Below are 23,316 nucleotides of genomic sequence, written 5' to 3' on the forward strand. Positions count from 1 at the left end.
CCATGGCCGTGGAAAAGATGTCCATCGCGAAAGCGCTCAACGAGTCGCTCCGCCTCGCCCTCGACACCGACCCCAAGGTCCTCATCATGGGTGAGGACGTCGGCAAGCTCGGCGGTGTCTTCCGGATCACCGACGGGCTCCAGAAGGACTTCGGCGAGGACCGGGTGATCGACACCCCGCTCGCCGAGTCCGGCATCGTCGGCACGGCGATCGGTCTCGCCCTGCGCGGCTACCGCCCCGTCGTCGAGATCCAGTTCGACGGCTTCGTCTTCCCCGCGTACGACCAGATCGTCACGCAGCTCGCCAAGATGCACGCCCGCGCGCTCGGCAAGGTCAAGCTGCCGGTCGTCGTGCGCATTCCGTACGGCGGCGGCATCGGCGCGGTCGAGCACCACAGCGAGTCCCCCGAGGCGCTCTTCGCGCATGTCGCGGGCCTGAAGGTGGTCTCGCCGTCCAACGCGAGCGACGCCTACTGGATGATGCAGCAGGCCGTCCAGAGCGACGACCCGGTCATCTTCTTCGAGCCCAAGCGGCGCTACTGGGACAAGGGCGAGGTCGACACCGAGGCCATTCCCGGTCCGCTGCACGGGGCCGCGACCGTCCGCGAGGGCGGCGACCTGACGCTCGTCGCGTACGGGCCGATGGTCAAGGTCTGCCTGGAGGCGGCCGCGGCCGCCCAGGAGGAGGGCAAGTCGATCGAGGTCCTGGACCTGCGCTCGATGGCCCCGATCGACTTCGACGCCATCCAGAAGTCGGCGGAGAAGACCGGCCGGGTCGTGGTCGTCCACGAGGCGCCCGTCTTCTACGGCTCCGGCGCGGAGATCGCCGCCCGGATCACCGAGCGCTGCTTCTACCACCTCGAAGCCCCCGTGCTGCGGGTCGGCGGATACCACGTCCCCTACCCGCCGGCCCGGCTGGAGGACGAGTACCTGCCCGGCCTGGACCGGGTGCTCGACGCCGTCGACCGCTCGCTGGCGTTCTGAGGAGAGGGTTCGTGACGACGATGACCGAAACGTCTGCTCGCTTCCGTGAGTTCAAGATGCCCGACGTGGGCGAAGGACTGACCGAGGCCGAGATCCTCACGTGGTTCGTCCAGCCCGGCGACACCGTCACCGACGGCCAGGTCGTGTGCGAGGTCGAGACCGCGAAGGCGGCCGTCGAGCTGCCGATCCCGTTCGACGGGGTGGTGCACGAGCTGCGCTTCCCCGAGGGCACGACCGTCGACGTCGGCCAGGTGATCATCACGGTCGACGTGGCCCCGGGCAGTGGTGACGCGCCCGCCCCGGCCGCCGCCGCTCCGGCCCAGGAGCCGGTGGAGGCGCCGGAGGCCGAGGCCGAGCCGAAGGGCCGTACGCCGGTCCTGGTCGGCTACGGGGTCGCCGAGACCTCCACCAAGCGCCGCCCGCGCAAGGGGGCGGCTCCCGCCCCGGAGGCCGCGGCCGCCGCCGCGGCGGTGCAGGCCGAGCTGAACGGGCACGGGGCGCCGGCTGCCGAGCCCGAGGCTCCGTCGGCGCGTCCGCTGGCCAAGCCCCCGGTCCGCAAGCTGGCCAAGGACCTGGGCATCGATCTGGCGACGGTGGTGCCGACCGGCAAGGACGGCATCATCACGCGCGAGGACGTCCACGCGGCAGCCGCTCCGGCCGAGGCTCCCGCCGCGGCTCCTGCGGCCCCCGCAGTGACGGACGCCGAGGCCCCGGCGGTGGTCTCCGACTCCGCTCGCGAGACCCGTATCCCCGTCAAGGGCGTCCGCAAGGCCATCGCGCAGGCGATGGTGGGTTCGGCCTTCACCGCGCCGCACGTCACCGAGTTCGTCACGGTCGACGTGACGCGCACGATGAAGCTCGTGGCCGAGCTCAAGGAGGACAAGGACATGGCGGGGGTGCGGGTCAACCCGCTCCTCGTCATCGCCAAGGCCCTCCTCGTCGCGATCAAGCGGAATCCCGAGGTCAACGCCGCCTGGGACGAGGCCAACCAGGAGATCGTGCAGAAGCACTACGTCAACCTGGGCATCGCGGCGGCCACCCCGCGCGGTCTGATCGTGCCGAACATCAAGGACGCGCACGACAAGACGCTGCCGCAGCTCGCGGAGGCGCTGGGCGAGCTGGTCACCACGGCCCGGGACGGCAAGACGTCCCCGGCGGCGATGGCGGGCGGCACGGTGACCATCACCAACGTCGGCGTCTTCGGCGTGGACACCGGTACGCCGATCCTCAACCCGGGCGAGTCCGCGATCCTGGCGGTCGGTGCCATCAAGCTCCAGCCGTGGGTCCACAAGGGCAAGGTGAAGCCGCGTCAGGTCACCACGCTGGCCCTGTCGTTCGACCACCGCCTGGTCGACGGCGAACTGGGCTCCAAGGTGCTGGCCGATGTGGCGGCGATCCTGGAGCAGCCGAAGCGCCTGATCACCTGGGCGTAACGCGTTCTTCCTGGTGGGCCCGTACGTCTGGGTGACGTACGGGCCCACTGCTGTGTCCGGGGCTGTTCACCGGACGGCGGGGAAGCCGCTTCCCGCGCGGTCCGCGCGGGAAGCGGACCGGCGAGGACGAGAAGCAGTCGGCCGCCTGGCGGAAGCAGGCCGCGCGCGGGCTACTTCTTGAACCCGTAGTCCATCAGCTTCTTCGCGTCGGCGGTGCGGTTGGCCTCCGAGGACGACGTGAGGACCGTGCCGATGACCGTCCTGCCCTTGCGGGTCGCCGAGAAGACCAGGCAGTACTTGGCGGTCGGGCCGGAGCCGGTCTTGACGCCGGTCGCGCCGCTGTAGCTGCCCAGCAGCTTGTTGGTGTTCGTCCACGACATGTAGCGGTAGCCGCCGTTCTTCGTGGTCACCTTCTGCTTCGTCGACTTGGTCTTGACGATCGAGCGGAACGTGGAGTTCTTCATCGCCTTGGCGGCGATCTTCGTCAGGTCGCGGGGGGTGGAGTAGTTGCTGCCGTTCCCGATGCCGTCGAAGGAGTCGAAGCGGGTGTTCTTCAGCCCGAGGCCCTTCGCCGTGGAGTTCATCTTGCCCACGAACGACTTCACCCGGTCCCCGCGGGTCTTGCCGGAGCCGAACTTGTCGGCCAGGGCGTACGCGGCGTCGCAGCCGGAGGGGAGCATCAGGCCGTAGAGGAGCTGGCCCACGGTCACCTTGTCGCCGACGATGAGCCGGGCGGACGAGGCGTTCTTCGAGACGATGTAGTCGCTGTACGACTTCTGGATCGTGACCTTGGAATTCAGGTTCACGTTCTTCTGGGACAGGACGACCAGCGCCGTCATGACCTTCGTGGTCGACCCGGTGGCCCGGCGGGTGTCCGCGGACTTGGTGAAGAGGGTCTTCCCCGTGCCGGCGTCCATCAGGAAGCCGCCCTTGGCGACGATCTTCGGAGCCGGCGGTGCGGCGGCGTGTGCCGTGGAGGCGAAGGCGCCGCCTGCGAGCACCGCACCGGCGGTGAGCGTCACGGTGGCCGTGACGGAGACGCGATGGACGCGCTGGATGCCGATTTTCAACTGAACGCTCCCCAATGCCCCTGATACGCGGCCGCATAAGGGGGCCGCTCGCCAAGTGAGACGGTCGAGCGGGGGAAAGGGATGCGCTCCCCGACGGGTGAATTCACAAGCGTTCGAGTTGACGTCGATGCGCTCCCGGAGGTCCAGAATCCGGACGCCCGCACCCATGCGTGCATGTTGTATCTATGCTGTGCGCATGCCTGCCGCGTCCTCCTCCGCCCCCGTTCGGTCCACGTCCGCCTCCCTCAAGCGCCCGCCCGCCGCCGAGCGGGTCTACACGCACATCAAGGAAGCCGTCCTGGACCGGCGTTACGAGGGCGGGACGCTGCTCACCGAAGGCGATCTGGCGGACGCGGTCGGGGTCTCGCGGACGCCCGTGCGCGAGGCGCTGCTGCGGCTGGAGGTCGAGGGGCTGATCAAGCTCTACCCGAAGAAGGGCGCGCTCGTCCTCGCCGTCTCCGCGCAGGAGATCAAGGACGTGGTGGAGACCCGGCTGCTGGTCGAGGAGTTCGCGGCGCGCAAAGCCGTCCCCGCCTCCCCGCGGCTGATCGAGCGGCTGGAGCAGCTCCTGGAGGAACAGCGGCAGCTGGCGGAGGCCGGCGATCTGGCGGCGGTGGCCGTCACGGACCGCTGCTTCCACGCCGAGATCGTCAGACACGCCGGCAACGAGATCCTCTCGCGCCTCTACGACCAGCTGCGCGACCGTCAGCTGCGCATGGGCGTCGCGGTGATGGAGGCCCACCCGGGCAGGATCGAGGCCAACATCACCGAGCACGCTGAGCTGCTGGGGGCGATCTCGGCCGGGGACGCCGACGGGGCGGCCCGGGTCGTGCGCCGCCACGTCGGCCGGGTGCGGGAGCTGGTGCGGGGTGAGGACCGGTGAGTTCGGCCGCCCCCACGCTCTCCTTGCCCGGTGACCCGCCCGGCGGCCGGCGCGCCGCCTGGGTCTGGGGCATCGGCGTCGCCGTCTACTTCGTCGCGATCATCTTCCGGACGAGCCTGGGCGTCGCCGGACTCGACGCCGCGGACCGCTTCGACGTCAACGCCTCGGCGCTCTCCACGTTCTCCATCCTCCAGCTCCTGGTCTACGCGGGCATGCAGATACCCGTGGGCCTGATGGTCGACCGGCTCGGCACCAAGAGGGTCCTCACCATCGGGGTCGTGCTGTTCACCGTCGGGCAGCTCGGCTTCGCGCTCTCCCCCTCGTACGGGATGGCACTGGCCGCACGCGCCCTGCTCGGCTGCGGCGACGCGATGACGTTCATCAGCGTGCTGCGGCTCGGCAGCCGCTGGTTCCCGGCCCGGCGCGGGCCGCTGATCGGGCAGGTCGCCGCGCTGTTCGGCATGGCGGGCAACCTCGTCTCGACCCTGTTCATCGCACGGGCGCTGCACAGCTACGGCTGGACCACGACGTTCGTGGGCAGTTCGCTGGCGGGCGTGGTGGTGCTGGTGCTGCTCCTGCTGTTCCTGAAGGACCACCCGGAGGGCCACGAGCCGCCGCCCGCCGAGCACGCCGGGGCCGCGTACGTCCGCCGGCAGATCGCTGCCGCCTGGCGGGAGCCGGGGACCCGGCTCGGGATGTGGGTGCACTTCACCACCCAGTTCCCGGCGATGGTGTTCCTGCTGCTGTGGGGGATGCCGTTCCTGGTCGAGGCGCAGGAGCTGAGCCGGGGCACGGCGGGCACGCTGCTCACCCTGGTGGTGCTGTCCAACATGGTGGTGGGGCTCGTCTACGGGCAGATCATCGCCCGCCATCACGGGGCCCGTATCCCGATCGCGCTCGGCACGGTGGCGACGACGGCGCTGCTCTGGGCGTCCGCGGTCTTCTACCCGGCTGATCACACGCCGATGTGGCTGCTGGTCGTCCTGTGCCTGGTGCTGGGCGCCTGCGGACCGGCCTCGATGGTCGGCTTCGACTTCGCCCGCCCGGCCAACCCGCCCGAGCGCCAGGGCACCGCCTCCGGCATCGTCAACATGGGCGGATTCGTCGCCTCGATGACCACCCTGCTGGCCGTCGGGGTCCTGCTGGACGCCACCGGCGACAACTACCGGGTCGCGTTCGCCTCGGTCTTCGTCCTGGAGGCGCTCGGCGTCGCCCAGATCCTGCGGCTGCGCCGCCGAGCCGCCCTCCGGGAGCGCGACCACCACGTGCTCAGCCGTGTCGAGGCCGTCCACGTGCCCGCGTGACCCCCACCCCGGGGCGCGGGCACGTGCCCGTGGAGCGGTAACGGAGCCGCGGGGGTCACGGGGTCACGGCGAAGTTGTCCAGGATGGCCGTGGCCAGCTCCTGGTCGCCCTCCACCTTGATCCGGTCGGCGACAGCCGCGTGACGGACCCGGCCGCAGGCCAGGCGGACGTACGTCTCCCAGTCCAGCGACAGCGTCGCGGCGGGGCCCAGCGACGGAGCACCGTCTATCGAACCGCGGCCCTCCGCGTCGACCCGGACCGTCCGCAGGAACTCGACCGGGCCGTGCACGTCGAGGACGACCGCCGAGCCGGCCGGGGCGCCCGCGCTCCTGGCGACCACCTTCGGGAGCCCCGCGAGCAGCATGTCCCGGGCGATGAGGGCGCCGGGGGAGTCCAGGTTGCCGGGCTGCCCCAGCGTGGCGCGCAGATCCTGTTCGTGCACCCACACGTCGAAGGCCCGCAGGTTCAGCGCCGTTTCGAGGGTCTGCTCGGCGCCCAGGGGGGCGCGGACCGTGGTCTCGGGGCTGCGCGACTCGTTGCGGATCTGGCGGGCCCGGCGGATGAGGACGTACTCCAGCTCCGCCAGGATCTCCGGGGAGGTGTGGTGCCGCCGGACGTCGACCTGCATCTCCATGTAGCGGGCGAAGTCGCTCTGCACGTGGTAGAGATCGCGCGGCAGGGTGTGGATCGGCCGGGGATCGCCGAGCATCTCGCACTCCATGCCGATGACGTGCGACACGATGTCGCGCACCGACCACCCCGGGCAGGGCGTACGGCGGTTCCACTCGCTCTCGGCGAGAGGCTTCACCAGCTCGGCTATCGCCTCGATGCACTGGGTCGCGGCATCGGTGTAGGGCTGGAGACTGGGATGGACGGTCACGGGACCCCTCGTGCGGTTCTGCGGTGCATGGGCTGGGGAGAGCAGGGAGGACCGGCGGGTGGACCGGCTCTGACGGCGCTGTCGGCGAGCTGCGTGGGAGGTTCGTCCGCTGGGACCCACCGGCGACCGGGGGGCGGCGTCGCGGGGCCGGGCACGTGCGTCTGCGGCGTTGTCGTCAGTCACCATGGCTCCGCCATGCCTCGATCCTCCGCCTTGCAGCTGCACGCACCCAGCCCCGCTCCTTCCTCCACCCCCCGATCTACGGTGGGTCCAAGTTACGCTGCGAGCAGGCACCCCGGCAGTGCTTTCGTGTGACGATCGTAGGCCCGTGTTGACGGCTTGAATGCCAGGACGGTGGTAGTGTGCGCGCCTCCCTCATCCAGATCGCAGTAGACCCGGACGAATCCGTCGAGGCCCGCAGGGCGCGAGCCGCCTCCCTGGTGGTCGCCCAGCGCGGTGCTGACCTGGTGGTCCTCCCCGAACTCTGGCCGGTCGGGGCGTTCGCCTACACCGTCTTCGAGGCGGAGGCCGAGCCGCTGGAGGGGCCCACGCACGAGGCGATGGCGAAGGCGGCGGCCGAGGCAGGTGTCTGGCTGCACGCGGGCTCCTTCGTCGAACGCGCGGACGACGGCACCCTCTACAACACCAGCCTGGTCTTCTCGCCCGCGGGCGAGCGTACGGCCGCCTACCGCAAGATCCACCGCTTCGGCTTCGACCAGGGCGAGGCGGTGATGATGGGCGCGGGCGAGGAACTGGTGACCGTTGCCCTGCCGGACACCACCCTGGGCCTCGCCACCTGTTACGACCTCCGCTTCCCCGAGCAGTTCCGGGGGCTCGTCGACGCGGGTGCCGAGACGCTCGTCGTCGCGGCGGGCTGGCCCGAGCGCCGCCGGTCCCACTGGACGCTCCTGGCGCAGGCCCGCGCCGTCGAGAACCAGGCGTATGTGCTCGCCGTCGGAACGGCGGGCACGCACGCAGGCGTGCAGCAGGCCGGGCACAGCAGCGTCGTCGACCCCTGGGGCGAGATGCTGGCCCAGGCGGGCGCGGACGAGGAGGTCCTGACCGTCGAGCTGGACCCGGAGAAGGTGCGCGCGACCCGGGAGCAGTTCCCGGCCCTGAAGGACCGCCGACTGGGGCTCACGTCCCCGCTCTGAGGGCCGTGCGACGGCGTTCCGGGGGCACCCGTGCGGATCGGGGCCGCAAGGCGCCCTGTGTACCGTGACCGCCATGGCTGAACAGGGCAGTGCCGAATCGACGTTGCTCCGTGGCACGGCGGTCTTCGCCGCCTCGACCACGGTGCTCCTCTACCTTCTCGGCCTGCTCCTGGCCGGTTTCGCGGTCAGCGAGGTCGGGTCGGGGGCGGACTCGACGCCCATGCACCAGTGCCGGTACGCGTCCGGCCTGCCGGAGGGGGCCCGGGTGGAGACGCACGAGGTGCGGTTCATCCCGGTGAACGTTCTGTGCCGCACCGCCGACGGCCGGCTGTTCACCAGCGGGGTCGTCCCGTCCTGGCTCAACCCGGCCCTCGCTGTCTCCTTCGCGGCCACCGTCGCCCTCACGGCGGCGGCCTTCGTCCAGGCGGACCGGCGGGCGGCCGCGCGACAGGCGGGCCGCGTCGCGCCCTGACCGTCCCCGCCCGGCGGGCCCCACGTTTCACGTGAAACAGCGGACCGTCGTGTCCGGGAGCGCGGTCAGTCCCCGTTCTCCTTGTCCGCCAGGACGATCACGCACATCGCCACGGCGATGAGCAGCGCGGTGTCGGCGTCGTCCCGGACGATGTCGATGCCGTACGTGTCCCGCAGGGTGAGCCAGCGGCGTGAGATCTGGGCCAGCAGTTCGCCGTCGTACTCGATGGCGAACTCGCGGTCCAGGATCTTGCCGCTGACGTCCAGCTCCGTACCGTCGACCAGCGTCACCCGGTAGTGGTTGCGGAGCAGCGACAGCCGCTTGCGCTTGACCTTGGCCAGCTCCTCGCCGCCGCGCTCGATGAGCATCGTGTCCCGCAGGCTGACCAGCTTCTGCCGCAGCTCGACCAGGACCCGGCCGTCGGCGTCCTTCAGCTCGAAGGTGTCGCGCAGCCGCATCGCTTTGCCGTCGACCAGGAAGACCTTCCGGCCCCCGTCGTCCTCGATCCAGTAGTCGTCGCCGATGGCGAACATCCGCTCACGCACGAGAAGTCTCATGGAGCACAGGTTCCCCCGGGGCCCGGCGGAATGCGCGCAGGCCGGGACGGTGTTGACTGGTGACATGGCAACACGTGCACGCGTCCGCGCCCCCGAACTCATCGGCAAGGGCGGCTGGCTCAATACAGGCGACCAGCAGTACACCCTCGCTGACCTGCGAGGACGTATCGTCATTCTCGACTTCTGGACGTTCTGCTGTGTGAACTGTCTGCATGTCCTGGACGAGCTGCGCGAGCTGGAGGAGAAGCACCGCGACACCGTGGTGATCATCGGCGTCCACTCGCCCAAGTTCGTCCACGAGGCCGAGCACCAGGCCGTCGTCGACGCCGTCGAGCGCTACGAGGTCCACCACCCCGTCCTCGACGACCCCGAGCTGGCCACCTGGAAGCAGTACGCGGTCCGCGCCTGGCCGACACTCGTCGTGATCGACCCCGAGGGCTATGTCGTCGCCCAGCACGCCGGCGAGGGCCACGCGCACGCCATCGAGAAGCTCGTCGAGGAGCTGGAGGCCGAGCACGGGGCCAAGGGCACGCTGCGCCGCGGCGACGGCCCCTACGTCGCGCCCGAGCCCGTCGCCACGCATCTGCGCTTCCCCGGCAAGGCGCTGCTCCTGCCGGACGGCGGCTTCCTGGTCTCCGACACCACCCGGCACCGCCTGGTCGAGCTGGACGCCGACGGTGAGACCGTGCGACGCCACTTCGGCACGGGCGAACGCGGGTTGAGCGACGGCGGCCCGGACGAGGCCCGGTTCAGCGAACCGCAGGGGCTCGCCGTGCTCCCGGACGGCCGCATCGCCGTCGCGGACACCGTCAACCACGCGATCCGCGCCCTGGACCTCACGACCGGGGCGACCAGCACCCTCGCCGGGACCGGCCGCCAGTGGTGGCAGGGCACCCCGACCAGCGGCCCGGCGCGCGAGGTGGACCTCTCCTCGCCGTGGGACCTCGCCTGGTTCGGCGACCGGCTGTGGATCGCCATGGCGGGCGTGCACCAGCTGTGGACGTACGACCCGGAGGGCGGGACCGTGGGCGTGGCCGCCGGGACCACCAACGAGGGCCTGGTCGACGGGCCGGCCGCCGAGGCCTGGTTCGCCCAGCCGTCCGGGCTCGCCGTGTCCGCCGACGGGGAGCGGCTCTGGGTCGCCGACTCGGAGACCTCCGCGCTGCGCTGGGTCGACCGCGACGAGCACGTCCACACCGCCGTCGGCACCGGCCTCTTCGACTTCGGCCACCGGGACGGGGCGGCCGGCCAGGCGCTCCTCCAGCACCCGATCGGCGTGACCGCGCTGCCCGACGGGTCCGTCGCCATCAGCGACACGTACAACCATGCCCTGCGCCGGTACGACCCGGCGTCCGGCGAGGTCACCACGCTGGCCACCGATGTCCGCGAGCCCAGCGACGCGGTGCTGGCCGACGGCGACCTCGTCGTCGTCGAGTCCGCCCGCCACCGGCTGACCCGCCTCCGGCTGCCCGAGGAGGCCGTCCGGGTCGCGGATCAGGCGCACCGCACCCAGCGGGCCGCCACCGAGATCGCCCCGGGCACCCTCCGCCTCGACGTGGTCTTCCAGGCGCCCGCGGGGCAGAAGCTGGACACCCGCTACGGGCCCTCGACCCGGCTCCTGGTCTCCGCCACCCCGCCCGAGCTGCTGGCGGACGGCTCCGGCGCGGGATCGGACCTCGGGCGCGACCTGGTCCTCGCGGACGGGGCCACCGAGGGCGTCCTGCACGTCTCCGCCATGGCGGCGTCCTGCGACGACGACCCGGCCAACGAGTACCCGGCCTGCCATGTGCACCAGCAGGACTGGGGGGTGCCGGTCCGCGTCACGGCGGAAGGCACAGCCCGGCTGGCACTGGTGCTCGCCGGGATGGACGAACAGGCCTGACACGCCGGACGGGTCGCCCCGAGCGAGGGGCGACCCGCAGCGCGAGCTGTCAGTGGTAGTGCTGCTGGTCGTCCTGGACGACGGTCGTGCTGGGCGGTACGACCATCCGGCGGCGCCGCGCGATGCTCATGTAGACGAAGACCCCGACGAGGCCGACGAGCATCATGATCCAGCCGACCAGGTCGAGATTGACGGTGTCCACCTTCCAGTCGGTGGCGAACGCCAGGATCGCGCCCGCCCCGATCAGGAGAATGCATCCTCCGAGTCCCATGAATTCCGCCTCCTCGACTGCCCGGTGAGTCCGGGCCGGTGTACGAGGCGCGTACCCGGCCCGGCAACAAGCATGTGTGCGAGGTCGGTTGTGGCGGTGACCGTCAGCCCGCCAGGAACGCCGCCAGCGCGTTGGCCAGCAGATACGGGTCGTCCGCGCCGCACAGTTCACGGGCGCTGTGCATCGAGAGGATCGCCACGCCGATGTCCACGGTCTGGATGCCGTGCCGGGCCGCGGTGATCGGGCCGATGGTGGTGCCGCAGGGCATCGCGTTGTTGGACACGAAGCTCTGCCACGGCACGCCCGCCTTCTCGCAGGCCGCGGCGAACACCGCGCGGCCGCTGCCGTCGGTGGCGTACCGCATGTTGACGTTGACCTTGAGGATCGGCCCGCCGTTGGCGACCGGGTGGTGCGTCGGGTCGTGCCGCTCCGCGTAGTTGGGGTGCACGGCGTGACCGGTGTCGGAGGACAGGCAGACGGTCCCGGCGAAGGCACGGGCGCGGTCCTCGTACGTGCCGCCGCGCGCGAAGACCGAGCGCTCCAGCACCGAGCCCAGCAGCGGCCCGTCGGCACCGGTGTCGGACTGCGAGCCGTTCTCCTCGTGGTCGAAGGCGGCGAGCACCGGGATGTACGGGATGTCGGCGTCGCTCTGCCCGGAGACCGCTGCCAGGGCGGCGGTCGCGGCGTGCACCGAGAGGAGGTTGTCCATCCGGGGCCCGGCCACCAGCTCCCGGTCCCGGCCCAGGTAGGACGGCGGTTCGATGGCGTGCGGCATCAGGTCCCAGCCGGTGACGTCCGCCGCGTCGACCCCCGCCTCCTCCGCGACGAAGCGGATCAGGTCGCCTTCCTCCACATCGCCGAGTCCCCAGATCGGCTGCATGTGCTTCTGGCGGTCGAGCTTGAGCCCCTCGGTGTTGGCCGACCGGTCCAGGTGGACGGCCAGCTGCGGCACCCGCAGCAGCGCCCGGTCGATGTTGACCAGCCGGTGGGTGCCGTCGCGCAGCGAGATCCGCCCGGCCAGGCCGAGGTCCCGGTCGAGCCAGGTGTTGAGCAGGGTGCCGCCGTAGACCTCGACGGCGATCTGGCGCCAGCCGTGCGCCCCGGTGTCGGGCAGCGGCTTCACCCGGAGGTTCGGGGAGTCGGTGTGCGCGCCCGCGATGCGGAACGGGGTGTGCGCCTGCGCGCCCTCCGGCACGTACCAGGCGACGATCGCTCCGCCGCGCAGCACGTACTTCCCGCCCGCCGAGCCGTCCCAGGCCGCGGTCTCCTCGACCTGCCGGAAGCCGGCCTCCTCCAGCCGGGCGGCGGCGTTGGCCACGGCGTGGTACGGGGACGGGCTGGCCGCCAGGAAGGTCATCAGGTCATCGGTGTGCGCACGGTCGAACCGGAGAGGGGAACTCATGTTCTTCACTGTAACGAGGACCCGGGGTCCGGTATCCGGTGACCGCGCGATCCGTGGACCGGTGCGGCCGTCGCCTACAGCTCGTCGATCGCGGTCAGGTCGATGTCGATGTCGTACGGGGCGGAGAGCTTGAGCCGGTCGTGGTGGACGCCGGTGGAGACGTAGGTCTTGTTGACCGGGTCGAGCTCGTAGGTGATGACCATGGGGCGGTCGTTCTCGCCGGTCATCTCGACCAGCCAGAAGTGCTGGATGCCCGCCGCCGCGTACTTGTGCGGCTTGGTGTCCCGGTCGCGGTCCTCGGAGTCGGGGGAGACGACCTCTACGGCGAGGAGGACGTCCGATGCCTGGTAGCGGGTGGTGCGCTGGTCTCCGTCCGCGGTGGCGGTCACCACGAGCAGATCGGGCTCCGGGGCGTTGCGCTTGCCGAGGACGACCGCCATCTCCCGGCGTACGCGCAGATGGCCGGGCACATGGACGCGCAGGCCCTGCTCCAGCAGATACATCGCCAGCGTGTGAAACTCTTGCTGCGGAGTTACGAAAACCAGGCTCCCGTCGATCAGCTCGGTGTGCGGCGGGAGGTCAAGCGTGAAGAATGCGTCCACGGTGTAGCCGTCCGCAGGCGGGACCGGCCACTTGGAGCCGTCCGACTGACGGTGCAGCGATTCGGGCAGTGCCTCGGCGGTCATGGTTCCTCCCATGGACGGGATTCTGGGCCGTGCACTCAGCGTACCCAGCTGATACGACAGCGCCGCCACCCGAAAGAATTCCGGGTGGCGGCGCTGGCTGACCCACGGGCCGGGCGAGCGAGTTCCTAGAACGCGGCCTCGTCCAGCTCCATCAGCGAGTTGTCGATGGACTCGGCGAGCGCGCGCTCGGTCGAGACGCCCGGCAGGACGTTCGCGGCGAAGAACTTCGCGGCGGCGATCTTGCCCTGGTAGAACGCGGTGTCCTTGGCGGAGGCGGTCGGCAGCTTCTCGGCCGCCACGGCCGCGCCCTTGAGCAGCAGGTAGCCGACGACGACATCGCCGGAGGCCATCAGCAGGCGGGTCGTGTTGAGGCCGACCTTGTAGATGTTCTTGACGTCCTCGCCGGTCGCGGTGAGGTCGGTGATCATCGTGCCGACGATCGCCTCCAGGTCCACGGCGGCCTTGGCGAGCGAGTCCAGCGCGGGGGCCAGCTCCTCGTTGCCCTGGGCGCCCGCGAGGAACTTCTTGATCTCCTCGGAGAGCGTGTTGAGCGAGGCGCCCTGGTCGCGGACGATCTTCCGGAAGAAGAAGTCCTGGCCCTGGATCGCGGTGGTGCCCTCGTACAGCGTGTCGATCTTGGCGTCCCGGATGTACTGCTCGACCGGGTACTCCTGGAGGTAGCCGGAGCCGCCGAAGGTCTGGAGCGACTGCGCGAGCTGCTCGTAGGACTTCTCGGAGCCGTAGCCCTTCACGATCGGCAGCAGCAGGTCGTTGAGGCCGTTCAGCGCCTTGGCGTCCTCGCCCGCGGCCTCCTGCTCCTGGATCGCGTCCTGGACGGTGGCGGTGTACAGCACGAGGGAGCGCATGCCCTCGGCGTACGCCTTCTGCGTCATGAGCGAGCGGCGCACGTCGGGGTGGTGCGTGATGGTGACCTTGGGCGCCGTCTTGTCCATGAAGTTCGCCAGGTCCGGACCCTGGACGCGCTCCTTGGCGTACTCCAGGGCGTTCAGGTAGCCCGTGGAGAGGGTGGCGATGGCCTTCGTGCCGACCATCATGCGGGCGAACTCGATGATGCGGAACATCTGGCGGATGCCGTCGTGCTTGTCGCCGATCAGCCAGCCCTTGGCGGGGTGCTGGTCGCCGAACGTCATCTCGCAGGTGTTGGACGCCTTGAGGCCCATCTTGTGCTCGACGTTCGTCGCGTACACGCCGTTGCGCTCGCCCAGCTCGCCGGTCGTCCAGTCGAAGTGGAACTTCGGGACCATGAAGAGCGAGAGGCCCTTGGTGCCGGGTCCGGCGCCCTCGGGGCGGGCCAGCACGTAGTGGATGATGTTCTCGGACATGTCGTGCTCGCCCGAGGTGATGAAGCGCTTCACACCCTCGATGTGCCAGGAGCCGTCCTCCTGCTGCACGGCCTTCGTCCGGCCGGCGCCGACGTCCGAGCCGGCGTCCGGCTCGGTCAGCACCATCGTCGAGCCCCACTGCTTCTCGACGGCGATCTCCGCGATCTTCTTCTGCTCCTCGTTGCCCTCCTCGAAGAGGATGCCGGCGAAGGCCGGGCCGGAGGAGTACATCCACACGGCCGGGTTCGAGCCGAGCAGCAGCTCCGCGTAGCCCCAGATCAGGGAGCGGGGAGAGGTGGTGCCGCCGATCTCCTCGGGCAGGCCCAGACGCCAGTACTCCGAGTCCATGAAGGCCTGGTACGACTTCTTGAAGCTCGCCGGGACCGGAGCGGTCTTGGTCTCCGGGTCGAAGACCGGCGGGTTGCGGTCGGCGTCGGCGAAGGAGTCGGCGAGCTCGTTCTCCGCGAGGCGGGCGATCTCTTCCAGGATGCTCTTCGCGGTGTCGACGTCCATCTCACCGAACGGACCGGTGCCGTACACCTTGTCGCGCCCGAGAACCTCGAACAGGTTGAACTCGATGTCGCGGAGATTCGACTTGTAGTGCCCCATGGGAAGGCTCCGTAATCCATAGCAGTGGCGCCACAGCGCCCCGGGGAGTGATGCGGGTCGGGCGACAGGCAGGCGCAGCTCTATCAGCTGACCTCTCCGATGATGCTACCCGTCAGTAATAAGGCGCAACCCCTCAAGCCGTAGATGTGTCCGATTACTCTTTGCGGCATGTACGGCTACGACCAGAACCCTGGTGCTCAGCAGCAGATGGGGCAGATGGGCCAGATGGGTCAGATGGGCGGCGGCTACGGGGAGCAGCCGCTGTATCCCGAACCGTCGCCGCCCTCCCTGGCCGACGCGGTCCGGGCCTTCACCACCGGCTCCCTCTCCGCCGAGGACTTCCAGCAGATCTTCGCGACGTCGAAGGTCTACTGCCCGCGTGGCGACAACCCCGGCTTCCTGGCGCTGCACAACACGCAGCAGCCGGTGATCCCGATGTTCACCACGCTCAAGGAGCTGCGGCGGTACGCGGGCAAGGAGTCGAAGTACTTCGTGATCACCGGGGCCGAGGTGATCGATCTGCTGCCGACGGGGTACGGCTTCGTCCTGGACATGGAGGGTGAGCACCGGATGGTCTTCGACGCCAAGGCCGTGGAGCAGATGGTCGACTTCGCGATGCGTCGTATGTACGGGTAGGGAGTCTCTGTCCGCACGTCTTTGACCTGCGGTTTCTTCTGTCGGATGAGGGTCCGCGCCGGGATGGCGCGGGCCCTCGTGCCGTTGCTGCGGGGGCTGGAGGTGCGGGGTGCGCGCCGTGGTCGGTCCGGCGGGAATGCGGGACGCCTTGCTGGATGTTCATCATTCAACTAAATTGATTCCAGAACACTCGCCCGGAGGTGGCTCCCATGCCCGCAGTGACTGTCGACAACCCGCTGACCCTGCCCAAGGTGGCCGCTTCGGGTGACGCCGCGGCCCGTCCCGTGCTCGCCGTCACGACCGCGCCCAGCGGCTTCGAGGGCGAGGGCTTCCCCGTCCGCCGCGCGTTCGCGGGGATCAACTACCGGCACCTCGACCCGTTCATCATGATGGACCAGATGGGTGAGGTGGAGTACGCCGCCGGGGAGCCCAAGGGCACCCCCTGGCACCCGCACCGCGGCTTCGAGACCGTGACGTACCTGATCGACGGAACCTTCGTCCACCAGGACTCCAACGGTGGCGGCGGCACCATAGAGAACGGCGACACCCAGTGGATGACCGCCGGCTCGGGCCTGCTGCACATCGAGGCCCCGCCGGAGTCCCTCGTCCTGTCCGGCGGCCTCTTCCACGGCCTCCAGCTCTGGGTGAACCTGCCGAAGGCCCACAAGATGATGGACCCGCGCTACCAGGACATCCGCGGCGGCGAGGTCCAGCTCCTCGCCTCCCCGGACGGCGGCGCGCTGCTCCGTGTCATCGCCGGTGAGCTCGACGGCCACCAGGGCCCGGGGATCACCCACACCCCGATCACGATGATCCACGCCACCGTCCGGCCCGGCGCCGAGGTGACCCTGCCGTGGCGCGAGGACTTCAACGGCCTCGCGTACGTCCTGGCCGGGCGCGGCACGGTCGGCGCGGAGCGCCGTCCGGTCGCGATGGGCCAGACCGCGGTGTTCGGGGCCGGCGGTTCGCTGACCGTCCGCTCGGACGAGCGGCAGGACGGCAACACCCCGGATCTGGAGGTCGTCCTTCTCGGCGGCCGCCCGATCCGGGAGCCGATGGCGCACTACGGGCCGTTCGTGATGAACAGTCAGGCCGAACTGAAGCAGGCCTTCGAGGACTTCCAGGCCGGCCGCCTGGGTACGGTCCCCGCGGTCCACGGCATGTGACGCCTCGTCACCCGTACGGGGTGCGTCGGCGGGCCCGCCGACGCACCCCGTGATCGGCTGGGAGGGTGCCCGCACCCGAGCCCCTCCTGCCCGACAGCGCCCGCCGCGCCGCCGCCTGGTGCGGTGTGGTCCTGCTCGTCGTGGGCGTGGCCGCCGTGGCGATCTGGCTGGTCGTCGCCCTCAAGACCGCGGTCACCCCGGTGCTGCTGGCCCTGCTCGGCACCGCGCTGCTCGGACCCGTCCACCGTCTGCTGATCGCGCGCCGCCTCAACCGTTCGCTGGCCGCGGGGCTGACCTGCGCCGCCCTCGTCGCGGTGGTCGGCGGCGCCGGGTACATCGTCGTCACCGCCCTCGTCGACTCCGGCGACCAGATCGTCGCCTCGCTGAAGGACGCGGGCCAGTGGATCGTCGACCACCTGGAGATCGCCGGGACCACCGACGTCGACGACCTGGCCGACAACGCGAAGAGCCTGGTCGACAGGTTCGGGGCGAGCGCGGCGGGCGGGCTGCTCAGCGGCATCAGCCTGATCGGCTCACTGGTGGCGACCAGCGTGCTGGCCCTGCTCCTGACCTTCTTCTTCCTGCGCGACTCGGACCGGGCGGTCGACCTGGCCCACGCGGTGGCCCCGCGCGGCACGGGGGACCTGGTGGAGGCCATGGGGCGGCGGGCGTTCGAGGCCGTCGAGGGCTTCATGCGCGGCACCACGTTCATCGCCTTGATCGACGCCGTCTGCATCACGGTCGGCCTGCTCATCCTGGACGTGCCGGGGGCGGTGGGGCTCGGCGCGCTCGTCTTCGTCGGCGCGTACATCCCCTACCTCGGGGCGTTCCTCTCCGGTGCGGTGGCGGTGCTGGTCGCGCTGGCCGACCGGGGGTTCGTGATCGCCCTGTGGGCGCTGGGCGTGGTGCTCGCGGTCCAGGTGCTGGAGGGCCATGTGCTCCAGCCGATGATCCAGAGCCGTACGGTCCAGATGCACCCCGCGATGATCATGATCGCCCTGACGGCGGGAGCGAGCGTGGCCGGACTCCTGGGCATGCTGCTGGCGGTCCCGCTCTGCGCGGCGGCTTTCGGCGTCCTGGGCGAACTGCGCGGGAGACCCGGTGGCCCTCAGGGCTCCACCCCGCCGGGCAGCCGCTCCGGCCCGACGGACGCCCCTCCCGGCCCGTCCGGGGTCTGAGGACGCAACCGCGGCGGTCGCGGGCCGGCGCACGCGGGCAGACCGGGGCCCGGGGTCTCCCCCTCCATCCGCTCAGGTCACCGCCGCCCCGGTGAGCTCGCCCGTCTGCTCAGTACGCCGCGGCCTGGTGGGCTCGCCCGTCTGCTCAGGGCGCCGGGGCCTGGTGGGTTCGCCCGTCTGCTCAGGGCGCCGGGGCCTGGTGCGCTCGCTCTCCCGCCTAGGTCGCCGCCAGCCCGGCGAACTCCCCCGGCTCATCCGACTCGTACAGCTCGAACCAGATGGACTTCCCCTCCCCCCGCGGATCCACCCCCCACGCGTCCGCCAGCATCTCCATCAGCACCAGCCCGCGCCCGCTGGACGCCATCTCGCCCGGACGGCGCTTGTGCGGGAGCTCGTCGCTGGCGTCGGCGACCTCGACGCGCAGCCGCCGTTCTCCCTGCTCACCGGAGATCTCCGCCACCATCAGCGCGTCCCCGTCCGTGTGGACGAGCACGTTGGTGGCCATCTCGGAGACCATCAGGACCGCCGAGTCGACCTGCTCGGGATCGCGCCAGTCGTGCAGCAGCTCCCGCACGAGCTGCCGTCCCACCGAGATCCGCTCGGGCTCGGCCTGCGCGATGGTCAGGACGCTGCGACGCGGCGGCGCCTCCGGGGCCGGGGCGCTTTCGCGCCGCAGCACCAGGACCGCGATGTCGTCCTCCCGCCGGTCCGCGAGCGGTCCCGTCGTGTAGTGGGAGGTCGGCCCGTGCACGGCCTGGACCAAGGCGTCGGCGAGCTGTTCCAGGTCTTCGACGGGCTTCTCCAGGACCGGGCGCAGCCGGGTCCAGCCGGTCGCCATGTCGTGCCCGCCGGTCTCGATGAGGCCGTCCGTGCACAGCATGATCGTTTCGCCGGGTTCCAGGACCACCCGGGTGGTGGGGTAATCGGTGTCCGTCTCGATACCGAGCGGCAGCCCACCGGCCGTCTGCCGGATCACCGCGGTCCCGTCCGTGCTGATCACCACCGGGTCGGGGTGGCCGGCGCGGGCGATGTCCAGGGTCCCGGCCTCCGGGTCGACCTCCGCGTACAGGCAGGTCGCGAAGCGGGGTGCCGCGGGCTCCTCGTCGCCCTCGACGTTCTCGTACGCGTCGGTCAGCCCGGACAGGAAGCGCGAGGCCCGGGCGAGCACGGCGTCCGGGCGGTGCCCCTCGGAGGCGTAGGCGCGCAGGGCGATGCGGAGCTGGCCCATCAGTCCGGCGGCCCGTACGTCATGGCCCTGGACGTCGCCGATGACCAGGGCGATACGGCCGTTGGGCAGCGGGATCATGTCGTACCAGTCGCCGCCCACCTGGAGCCCGCCGCCGGTCGGCACATACCGCGCGGCCACCGTCATCCCGGGGATCTCCGGACCCAGCGTCGGCATCATCGACCGTTGGAGCCCCAGCGACAGCTCGCGTTCCGTCTCGGCGACCCCGGCGCGGGCCAGGGCCTGCGCGAGCATCCGGGCGACCGTCGAGAGCACCGCGCGCTCGTCCGGGGAGAACCTCACCGGATGCTGGAACCCCGCCATCCAGGCGCCCATCGTGCGGCCGGACGACACCAGCGGCAGGAAGGCCCAGGACTGCCGCCCGAAGCGCCGGGCGAGCGGCCAGGTGGCCGGATAGCGGCGGCGGTACTCGTCGGGGGAGGGGAGGTAGATCGCGCGGCCGGTCCGGACCACCTCGGCGGCCGGATAGTCGGTGTCCAGGGGCATGTCGGTGAAGGGTTCCTCGTCGCCCAGGCTGTGCCCGTGGTGCCCGATGATCGTCAGCCGCTCCCCGGCGGAGCCGAAGACCGCGAGGCCGTCCGGGGAGAACCCCGGCATGGACAGCGACCCGGCCACCCGCAGCACCTCCGCGGTGGACCGGGCCTCGGCCAGCGCCCGCCCGGCGTCCAGCAGGAACGCCTCCCGGGACCGCCGCCAGTCCCCGGTGATCGGCGTGTGGGCGGCAGCGGTGGAGCCGGGCTGCGGCTCGGCGACCTCCTGGAGCGTGCCGTAGAGGACATAGGCGCCCGTGTCGACGTCCTCGCCGGCCGGGAGGACCGGCTTGGAGCGGCTGCGCACGGTACGCAGGACCTGCCCGCGCTCGTCCACGATCCGCAGCCGCGCCTCGGCCAGGCTGCCCTCGGCGACCGCGAGGTTCACCACCCCGTAGATCTCGTTCCAGTCGACCGGGTGGAAACGGGAGCGCACCGCCGCCTCCCGGTAGCTGCCGGGCTCGGGAGGCAGGCCGAGCAGCCGGGCCGCCTCCGCGTCGAGCGTGACCGTGCCGGCTGCGTTGTCCCAGCGCCACAGGCCCGTCGCGATCGCGGCCAGGACTTCCTCGGTGCGCATTGCCCCACTTTAGGAAGATCTGCTCGATGGACGCCACCGAGAGCCCGCCACCTGCCCGGGGGCGACGAGTGCGGCCGCGCAAAGGGAAATGAAGGCTCCCGCCCCTGGGCGGTAGCCTGGGGAGGCTCAATCCACCCCTAACCGCGAAGACTGGATGAACGACGATGCATCGGTACAGGTCCCACACCTGCGGCGAGCTCCGCGCCTCTGACGTCGGCACCGACGTCCGGCTGAGCGGCTGGCTGCACAATCGCCGAGACCTGGGCGGCATCCTCTTCATCGATCTGCGCGACCACTACGGTCTGGTGCAGCTCGTCGCCCGCCCCGGCACCCCCGGCAACGAGGCCCTGGCGAAGCTCACCAAGGAGACCGTCGTCCGGATCGACGGCAAGGTCTCCGCGCGCGGCGCCGACAACGTCAACCCGGAGCTGCCGACCGGCGAGATCGAGATCGAGGTCTCCGAGGTCGAGGTGCTCGGCGAGGCCGCCCCGCTGCCGTTCACGATCAACGCCGAGGACGGCGTCAACGAGGAGCGGCGCCTGGAGTACCGCTTCCTGGACCTGCGGCGCGAGCGCATGCACCGCAACATCATGCTGCGCTCGTCCGTGATCGCCGCCATCCGCTCGAAGATGGTCGCGCTCGGCTTCAACGAGATGGCCACCCCGATCCTCACCGCGACCTCCCCCGAGGGCGCCCGTGACTTCGTCGTCCCGTCCCGGCTGAACCCCGGCAAGTTCTACGCGCTGCCGCAGGCCCCGCAGCAGTTCAAGCAGCTGCTGATGATCTCGGGCTTCGACCGCTACTTCCAGATCGCGCCCTGCTTCCGCGACGAGGACGCCCGCGCGGACCGCTCGCCGGGCGAGTTCTACCAGCTCGATGTCGAGATGTCGTTCGTCGAGCAGGAAGACGTCTTCCAGCCGATCGAGAAGCTGATGACCGAGCTCTTCACCGAGTTCGGCAACGGCCGCGAGGTCACCTCGCCGTTCCCGCGCATCCCGTTCCGCGAGTCGATGCTGAAGTACGGCAACGACAAGCCGGACCTGCGCGCCAAGCTGGAGCTCGTCGACATCTCGGACGTCTTCGCCGACTCCGGCTTCAAGGCGTTCGCCGGCAAGCACGTCCGCGCGCTGCCGGTCCCGGACACCGCGGGCCAGTCCCGGAAGTTCTTCGACGGCCTCGGTGAGTACGCCGTCGAGCACGGCGCCAAGGGCCTGGCCTGGGTGCGTGTGGGCGAGGACGGCACGCTGGCCGGACCGATCGCCAAGTTCCTCACCGAGACCGACGTCAAGACGCTCACCGAGCGCCTCTCGCTGGTCCCGGGCCACGCCGTCTTCTTCGGTGCGGGCGAATTCGACGAGGTCTCCAAGATCATGTCGGCGGTCCGGGTCGAGGCCGCCAAGCGCGCCGGTCACTTCGAGGAGGGCGTCTTCCGGTTCTGCTGGATCGTCGACTTCCCGATGTACGAGCGGGACGAGGAGACCGGGAAGATCGACTTCTCGCACAACCCCTTCTCGATGCCCCAGGGCGGCCTCGCCGACCTGGAGGAGAAGGACCCGCTGGACATCCTCGCCTGGCAGTACGACATCGTCTGCAACGGCATCGAGCTGTCCTCGGGCGCCATCCGCAACCACGAGCCCGAGCTGATGCTGAAGGCCTTCGAGATCGCCGGCTACGACCGCGAGACCGTCGAGCACGAGTTCGCGGGCATGCTCCGCGCGTTCCGCCTCGGCGCCCCGCCGCACGGTGGCATCGCCCCCGGCGTCGACCGCATCGTCATGCTGCTCGCGGACGAGCCGAACATCCGCGAGACCATCGCCTTCCCGCTCAACGGCAACGCCCAGGACCTGATGATGGGCGCCCCGACCGAGCTGGACGAGACCCGTCTGCGCGAGCTGAACATCCAGCTGCGCAAGCCGGTCGCGGCGAAGGGCGCGTCGGAGAAGCCCGCCGCCGACCAGTAGGCGCCCGGAGAGCGTCGTGCCGCTCTCCGGATGTTTCACGTGAAACAGCCCCCGATCACCTGATCGGGGGCTGTTTCGTTGCCTGCCCGCGAGTGCCGGTGACGGCCGGGCGACGTGGTACAGCCGGATGGCCCCGGTTCGGGTTCGGCCGGGGCGGACCCGGCAAAGACTGGCACCGAGACCCCCCTCTCGCAGCCCGCCCCGCGCGCCGCCCGCCGCCATCCGAGGAGCCCCACCGCCGTGTCCCTCCCCCGCCGTCCCCCCGCCCTGCTCGTCGCGCCCCTCCTCGCCCTGGCCCTGCTGCTCACCGGCTGCTCCTCCGGCGCCGCTCCGGAGAAGACCCCGGCCGGCGTTCCGGGGCAGGGTGCCGCCGGCCCACAGTCCGACGCCGCGTCCGCCCTTCGGTCCTCCCCCGGCCCGACGCTCGCGCCGGGCCCCGCCGAGATCCCGGACCTGGGACCGCAGACCCTGGCCCAGATCCCCGCCGAGGCCCGGCAGGCCTTCGTCGTGACCGGCGAGGAGACCGACTCGTACCGCTCCCGCGCGGTCCTGTACAGCCGCGCGGACCCGGCACAGGGCTGGGAGCCGGTCGCGGGACCCTGGCCGGCCCACAACGGCATGGACGGCTGGACGGACTACCACGTGGCGGGCGACCGCAGATCGCCCACGGGCGTCTACCCCCTCACCGACGCGGGCGGCCGGCTACCCGACCCCGGCGCGCTGCTGCCGTACGACGAGCACCCCCGGTTCGCCGTCGACGGCGAGGGCTTCTTCGGTGAGCCGCTGGAGGGCTCCTTCGACTACGTCGTGGCGATCAACTACAACCGCACCGAGGGCGTCAGCCCCCTAGACCGCACCCGTCCACTCGGCCTCGAACGCGGCGGCGGCATCTGGATCCACGTCGACCACGGCGGCCCGACCCAGGGCTGTGTCTCCGTCCCCGAGGAGCGCATGGAGGAACTCCTGCGCACCCTGGACCCCGAGATGAACCCGGTGATCGTGATGGGCGACGGGGAGACGCTGAGGCGGTGAGGTGGTGACCGGGCGTACGGGCCATGCTCGCCCCGATGCCGGTCTCGCTCCTGCCGACGCC

The 23,316-nt window shown here is 71.0% G+C and carries 20 protein-coding genes; 12 read left to right on the forward strand and 8 right to left on the reverse strand.

Going from position 1 to position 23,316, the window contains the following annotated elements; translation table 11 throughout:
- Positions 1–2: 2 nt before the first annotated feature.
- Both KME66_RS17215 and KME66_RS17220 read left to right on the forward strand, forming a co-directional pair.
- Positions 3–983 (forward strand): alpha-ketoacid dehydrogenase subunit beta, encoded by a 981-nt coding sequence (locus tag KME66_RS17215; protein ID WP_073222795.1) that lies wholly within the window; start codon positions 3–5, stop codon positions 981–983.
- 11 nt (positions 984–994) lie between these two features.
- Positions 995–2,416, forward strand: coding sequence for a dihydrolipoamide acetyltransferase family protein (locus tag KME66_RS17220; RefSeq protein ID WP_216323466.1), 1,422 nt, complete (start codon positions 995–997; stop codon positions 2,414–2,416).
- A gap of 170 nt (positions 2,417–2,586) precedes the next feature.
- Here KME66_RS17220 and KME66_RS17225 read toward each other — a convergent pair whose 3' ends face one another.
- Entirely contained in the window at positions 2,587–3,486 is a 900-nt protein-coding gene (locus KME66_RS17225; protein WP_216323469.1) for a D-alanyl-D-alanine carboxypeptidase family protein, read from the reverse strand.
- A gap of 196 nt (positions 3,487–3,682) precedes the next feature.
- On the opposite strand from KME66_RS17225, the gene KME66_RS17230 reads away from it, so the two are divergent.
- Both KME66_RS17230 and KME66_RS17235 read left to right on the forward strand, forming a co-directional pair.
- The gene (locus tag KME66_RS17230) at positions 3,683–4,369 is read left to right on the forward strand and encodes a GntR family transcriptional regulator (RefSeq protein ID WP_216323472.1); all 687 of its coding nucleotides are present in this window, start codon (positions 3,683–3,685) and stop codon (positions 4,367–4,369) included.
- Positions 4,366–5,673 (forward strand): nitrate/nitrite transporter, encoded by a 1,308-nt coding sequence (locus KME66_RS17235; RefSeq protein WP_073222789.1) that lies wholly within the window; start codon positions 4,366–4,368, stop codon positions 5,671–5,673. Before KME66_RS17230 ends, KME66_RS17235 begins: the two co-directional genes overlap by 4 nt.
- A 55-nt stretch (positions 5,674–5,728) precedes the next feature.
- Here KME66_RS17235 and KME66_RS17240 read toward each other — a convergent pair whose 3' ends face one another.
- The gene (locus tag KME66_RS17240; RefSeq protein ID WP_216323475.1) at positions 5,729–6,553 is read right to left on the reverse strand and encodes a maleylpyruvate isomerase family mycothiol-dependent enzyme; all 825 of its coding nucleotides are present in this window, start codon (positions 6,551–6,553) and stop codon (positions 5,729–5,731) included.
- 362 nt (positions 6,554–6,915) lie between these two features.
- On the opposite strand from KME66_RS17240, the gene KME66_RS17245 reads away from it, so the two are divergent.
- Both KME66_RS17245 and KME66_RS17250 read left to right on the forward strand, forming a co-directional pair.
- A complete protein-coding gene (locus KME66_RS17245) occupies positions 6,916–7,707 on the forward strand; it encodes a carbon-nitrogen family hydrolase (RefSeq protein WP_216323478.1) in 792 nt (263 codons plus the stop codon).
- Between the two features lie 73 nt (positions 7,708–7,780).
- Positions 7,781–8,179, forward strand: a complete 399-nt coding sequence (locus tag KME66_RS17250) for a hypothetical protein (RefSeq protein ID WP_216323481.1) — start codon at positions 7,781–7,783, stop codon at positions 8,177–8,179.
- 65 nt (positions 8,180–8,244) lie between these two features.
- Here the strand turns inward: KME66_RS17250 and KME66_RS17255 are convergent, their stop codons facing one another.
- Positions 8,245–8,736: an LURP-one-related family protein gene (locus KME66_RS17255; RefSeq protein WP_216323484.1), complete on the reverse strand. Its 492-nt coding sequence runs from the start codon at positions 8,734–8,736 to the stop codon at positions 8,245–8,247.
- A gap of 64 nt (positions 8,737–8,800) precedes the next feature.
- Here KME66_RS17255 and KME66_RS17260 point away from each other — a divergent pair, with 64 nt between their 5' ends.
- The gene (locus KME66_RS17260) at positions 8,801–10,618 is read left to right on the forward strand and encodes an NHL domain-containing thioredoxin family protein (protein WP_216323487.1); all 1,818 of its coding nucleotides are present in this window, start codon (positions 8,801–8,803) and stop codon (positions 10,616–10,618) included.
- Positions 10,619–10,667: 49 nt separating this feature from the next.
- On the opposite strand, the gene KME66_RS17265 is transcribed toward KME66_RS17260, so the two are convergent.
- From KME66_RS17265 to KME66_RS17280, 4 genes are all read right to left on the reverse strand, one after another.
- Complete coding sequence (locus KME66_RS17265; RefSeq protein ID WP_073222778.1) at positions 10,668–10,889, reverse strand: DUF6458 family protein; 222 nt, start codon at positions 10,887–10,889, stop codon at positions 10,668–10,670.
- A 103-nt stretch (positions 10,890–10,992) separates the two neighbouring features.
- Positions 10,993–12,291, reverse strand: coding sequence for a M18 family aminopeptidase (locus KME66_RS17270; RefSeq protein WP_216323490.1), 1,299 nt, complete (start codon positions 12,289–12,291; stop codon positions 10,993–10,995).
- Between the two features lie 74 nt (positions 12,292–12,365).
- Complete coding sequence (locus KME66_RS17275; protein WP_216323493.1) at positions 12,366–12,989, reverse strand: Uma2 family endonuclease; 624 nt, start codon at positions 12,987–12,989, stop codon at positions 12,366–12,368.
- Positions 12,990–13,102: 113 nt separating this feature from the next.
- The gene (locus tag KME66_RS17280; RefSeq protein ID WP_216323494.1) at positions 13,103–14,929 is read right to left on the reverse strand and encodes an acyl-CoA dehydrogenase; all 1,827 of its coding nucleotides are present in this window, start codon (positions 14,927–14,929) and stop codon (positions 13,103–13,105) included.
- Between the two features lie 168 nt (positions 14,930–15,097).
- Here KME66_RS17280 and KME66_RS17285 point away from each other — a divergent pair, with 168 nt between their 5' ends.
- The 3 genes from KME66_RS17285 to KME66_RS17295 all read left to right on the forward strand — a co-directional run bounded on the left by KME66_RS17285 (position 15,098) and on the right by KME66_RS17295 (position 17,909).
- Positions 15,098–15,565: an SseB family protein gene (locus tag KME66_RS17285; RefSeq protein ID WP_073222774.1), complete on the forward strand. Its 468-nt coding sequence runs from the start codon at positions 15,098–15,100 to the stop codon at positions 15,563–15,565.
- 209 nt (positions 15,566–15,774) lie between these two features.
- The gene (locus KME66_RS17290) at positions 15,775–16,731 is read left to right on the forward strand and encodes a pirin family protein (protein WP_216323496.1); all 957 of its coding nucleotides are present in this window, start codon (positions 15,775–15,777) and stop codon (positions 16,729–16,731) included.
- 65 nt (positions 16,732–16,796) lie between these two features.
- A complete protein-coding gene (locus KME66_RS17295) occupies positions 16,797–17,909 on the forward strand; it encodes an AI-2E family transporter (protein ID WP_216323499.1) in 1,113 nt (370 codons plus the stop codon).
- Positions 17,910–18,126: 217 nt separating this feature from the next.
- Here KME66_RS17295 and KME66_RS17300 read toward each other — a convergent pair whose 3' ends face one another.
- Positions 18,127–20,262, reverse strand: a complete 2,136-nt coding sequence (locus tag KME66_RS17300; RefSeq protein ID WP_216323501.1) for a SpoIIE family protein phosphatase — start codon at positions 20,260–20,262, stop codon at positions 18,127–18,129.
- Positions 20,263–20,426: 164 nt separating this feature from the next.
- On the opposite strand from KME66_RS17300, the gene aspS reads away from it, so the two are divergent.
- Both aspS and KME66_RS17310 read left to right on the forward strand, forming a co-directional pair.
- On the forward strand, positions 20,427–22,223 hold the full coding sequence (gene aspS, locus KME66_RS17305; RefSeq protein WP_073222766.1) for an aspartate--tRNA ligase: 1,797 nt from the start codon (positions 20,427–20,429) through the stop codon (positions 22,221–22,223).
- Between the two features lie 240 nt (positions 22,224–22,463).
- Entirely contained in the window at positions 22,464–23,255 is a 792-nt protein-coding gene (locus tag KME66_RS17310) for a L,D-transpeptidase family protein (RefSeq protein ID WP_216323504.1), read from the forward strand.
- Positions 23,256–23,316 lie beyond the last annotated feature (61 nt).

It is taken from the genome of Streptomyces sp. YPW6 (genome assembly GCF_018866325.1).
Lineage (GTDB): Bacteria > Actinomycetota > Actinomycetes > Streptomycetales > Streptomycetaceae > Streptomyces.

What these genes read in the sequence shown, in the direction of transcription:
- KME66_RS17285 (WP_073222774.1), top strand. Translation starts at nt 15,098, where the DNA reads ATGTACGGCTACGACCAGAACCCTGGTGCTCAGCAGCAGATGGGGCAG.
- KME66_RS17265 (WP_073222778.1), bottom strand. Translation starts at nt 10,889, where the DNA reads ATGGGACTCGGAGGATGCATTCTCCTGATCGGGGCGGGCGCGATCCTG.
- KME66_RS17215 (WP_073222795.1), top strand. Translation starts at nt 3, where the DNA reads ATGGCCGTGGAAAAGATGTCCATCGCGAAAGCGCTCAACGAGTCGCTC.
- KME66_RS17255 (WP_216323484.1), bottom strand. Translation starts at nt 8,736, where the DNA reads ATGAGACTTCTCGTGCGTGAGCGGATGTTCGCCATCGGCGACGACTAC.
- KME66_RS17260 (WP_216323487.1), top strand. Translation starts at nt 8,801, where the DNA reads ATGGCAACACGTGCACGCGTCCGCGCCCCCGAACTCATCGGCAAGGGC.
- aspS (WP_073222766.1), top strand. Translation starts at nt 20,427, where the DNA reads ATGCATCGGTACAGGTCCCACACCTGCGGCGAGCTCCGCGCCTCTGAC.
- KME66_RS17250 (WP_216323481.1), top strand. Translation starts at nt 7,781, where the DNA reads ATGGCTGAACAGGGCAGTGCCGAATCGACGTTGCTCCGTGGCACGGCG.
- KME66_RS17280 (WP_216323494.1), bottom strand. Translation starts at nt 14,929, where the DNA reads ATGGGGCACTACAAGTCGAATCTCCGCGACATCGAGTTCAACCTGTTC.
- KME66_RS17230 (WP_216323472.1), top strand. Translation starts at nt 3,683, where the DNA reads ATGCCTGCCGCGTCCTCCTCCGCCCCCGTTCGGTCCACGTCCGCCTCC.
- KME66_RS17275 (WP_216323493.1), bottom strand. Translation starts at nt 12,989, where the DNA reads ATGGGAGGAACCATGACCGCCGAGGCACTGCCCGAATCGCTGCACCGT.
- KME66_RS17300 (WP_216323501.1), bottom strand. Translation starts at nt 20,262, where the DNA reads ATGCGCACCGAGGAAGTCCTGGCCGCGATCGCGACGGGCCTGTGGCGC.
- KME66_RS17290 (WP_216323496.1), top strand. Translation starts at nt 15,775, where the DNA reads ATGCCCGCAGTGACTGTCGACAACCCGCTGACCCTGCCCAAGGTGGCC.
- KME66_RS17270 (WP_216323490.1), bottom strand. Translation starts at nt 12,291, where the DNA reads ATGAGTTCCCCTCTCCGGTTCGACCGTGCGCACACCGATGACCTGATG.